Genomic DNA, 2,843 nt, shown 5'->3' on the forward strand with positions numbered 1-2,843 from the left:
ATACCTTATGTGGTGCCCATGAATTTTGGCTATCATGAGGGTTACCTATATCTGCATACAGGCCCCGGAGGAAAAAAACTTGACATCCTTGCCCGCAATCCTGAAGTTTCTATAGCCTTCAGCCTTGACGAAAAACTTCACATAAGACACGAAACAGTGGCCTGTAGTTATTCCATGCTTTACAAAAGCGTTGTTGCTGCCGGGAAGGTGGAATTTGTTGAAAGTCCGGATGAAAAAAAGGAAATTTTGAATCATATAATGCGACAATACACTGAAAAACAGGATTTTAGATATAATGATCCGGCTGTCAACAATGTGGTTGTGTTCAAGGTGAAAATCAGAGAAATCTGTACCCATATCAGAGAATTTGGTTGATTATGGCACTTAAGATTTTTTCTGCTTCAGCCGGCTCCGGTAAAACCCACCGCCTCACTATTGAATATTTATTGCTCTGTTTTCAGAATCCTGAAAATTTCAGGCATATATTGGCTGTTACCTTTACCAACAAAGCCACTGCTGAAATGAAAAGCAGGATTGTTAATGAATTATTCAAAATAGCATCAGGGGAAGAATCGGCTGTTTTTGCTGATATCAAAGAAAACATGCCCGGAAAGTCGGAGCTGTTTCTCAGGCTGAGGGCACAGGATATATTAAGGCATATCCTTTATAGTTACCATCATTTTAATGTATCCACCATCGACAGTTTTTTTCAGGTGGTCATGAGGGCTTTTACCAGAGAACTGGGCATTCATAGCGGCTATAACCTGGAACTCGACACAGAAATGGTTCTTGAAGAAGCCTCCGATCGGCTTATCAGCCAGGCAGGGAAAGATGAATACCTGATCGACTGGTTGATTTCTTTTGCAACCGAAAAATTCAATGAAGAACAAAAATGGAATTACAAAAAAGATATCCAGACACTTGCCCCTGAAAGCCTGAAAGAAAAATTTGCTTTGTTTTCTTCCCGTATTTTGACTATACTTGAAGATAAGGATAAACTGAACCAGTATCTGGATGAACTTAAGAAAATCATTAACGACTTTGAGTATCATCAGAAAAGCAATGCCGTTACAGCCACGCGGATGATAACATCAGCCGGTATGGAAGTTAATGATTTCAGCTACAAGAACAATGGGGTAGCCGGATGGCTGTTTAAACTTCTTTCCGAACCTGATAAAGAGCCGGGGAAAAGGGTATCTGAAGCGATTGACGACCTTTCAAAATGGTTTTCTTCATCTTCCGGCAAAGACATTAAAAACCGGATTGAAACACTCCTGAATAATGGACTTCTGTCGCTTACAACCAGTCTTTATGATTATCACAGGCAGCATATCATGACCTACCAGACAGCCAGACTGATCAAACAAAATATTTATGTGCTGGGGATCATTGGCTACCTGAACAGGGAAATCATCCGTTACCGGACAGAAAACAACGTACTGATGCTCAGCGATGTCAACCAGTTGCTTTATCAGATGACAGAAAGCGAGGAAGCCCCTTTCATTTATGAAAAAACAGGCTATTGGCTCAATCACCTCTTCATTGATGAGTTTCAGGATACTTCAGCTTTTCAATGGCACAACCTGCTCGTCCTGCTGAAAAACAACCTTGCTTCGGGCTATAACAATCTGGTGGTTGGCGATGTCAAGCAATCCATCTACCGCTGGCGAGGTGGCGATTGGTCTCTCTTGCTCCATAAAATCTATAATGACATTGATCATCAATTGGTTAAAAATTTTAATCTGGATGTTAATTACAGAAGCTGCCCCGAAATCATAGCCTTCAATAATCAACTGTTTTGGCTATTGTCTGATTTCCTGCCTGAAAAGTTTCTTAACCTGAAAGAAGTGGAAAAAACATCGGAAGAAGACCGGAATCTGGCAGATATTATCAGACAGGCCTACAGGGATGTGGTGCAGAATATACCTGAAAACAAAGAAAATGAAAAGGGTTTTGTACAGATTTCATTTATAAAGTCTGATGAAAATGCCAACTGGAAGGCAAAAGTGAGGGAAAAGCTGCCTGATTTGCTTTATTCGCTTCTTCAGGACGGTTATGAAGCTGACGACATGGCTATTCTGACCCGTACCAATTCGGAAGGACAGGAAATTACTTCTTTTCTGCTCGAAAATACTGATTTTACCATCGTTTCTCAGGAAACTCTCGCAATTGGTTCTTCGGTGGCAATCAGGTTTGTTGTCTGTTGCCTGAAATATTATCTCGATGCTGAAGATAAACTCAATCTCGCTGATTTACTGTTCAGCCATAATCTTCTTTTCAATGAATCTTCCCAAAATCCTGATATTGACCATCTTTTAAACTATATTCATGGGAAAGAAGAAAATGAAATCCTGTCGAAACTGAGGGAGGTGTTCAGCCGACATGCTGCTCTTTCTTTATATGCACTTACTGAGCTGATTATCAGTAGTTTTAACCTTTACCAATTCGAAAGGGAACAGGCGTATCTCTCGGCTTTTTTAAACCTGATTCTCGATTTTTCAGCTAAATTTAAACAATCTGTTACTGAATTTATTGAATACTGGGAAGAAAAAGCACACAGCCTGCCCATCCGTATTTCTGATGAAACCAAAGGCCTGAAGGTGATGACCATTCATAAATCCAAGGGTTTACAGTTTAAAATAGTCATCATACCTTATTGCAACTGGTCAATTGACCATCTTTCCGGTAAAACCCAGATAGTCTGGTGCAGGCCTGAGGAAAAACCTTTTGACATGTTCCCTGTGGTGCCTGTCAGATATGGTCAAAGAATGAAAGACAGTATTTTTCACAAGGAATATTATGAAGAAAAGCTCTATGCATGGATGGACAATCTGAATGCCATG

Annotated in this window: 2 protein-coding genes; both read left to right on the forward strand. The window is 40.3% G+C overall.

Annotated elements, in window-relative coordinates:
• A partial coding sequence (locus GX437_01065) for a pyridoxamine 5'-phosphate oxidase family protein (protein ID NLJ06236.1) occupies positions 1 to 375 on the forward strand: 375 nt, incomplete at its 5' end.
• Between the two features lie 2 nt (positions 376 to 377).
• The coding region (locus tag GX437_01070) for a UvrD-helicase domain-containing protein (protein NLJ06237.1) at positions 378 to 2,843 on the forward strand (2,466 nt) is incomplete at its 3' end.

Source organism: Sphingobacteriales bacterium, assembly GCA_012517435.1.
Lineage (GTDB): Bacteria > Bacteroidota > Bacteroidia > CAILMK01 > JAAYUY01 > JAAYUY01.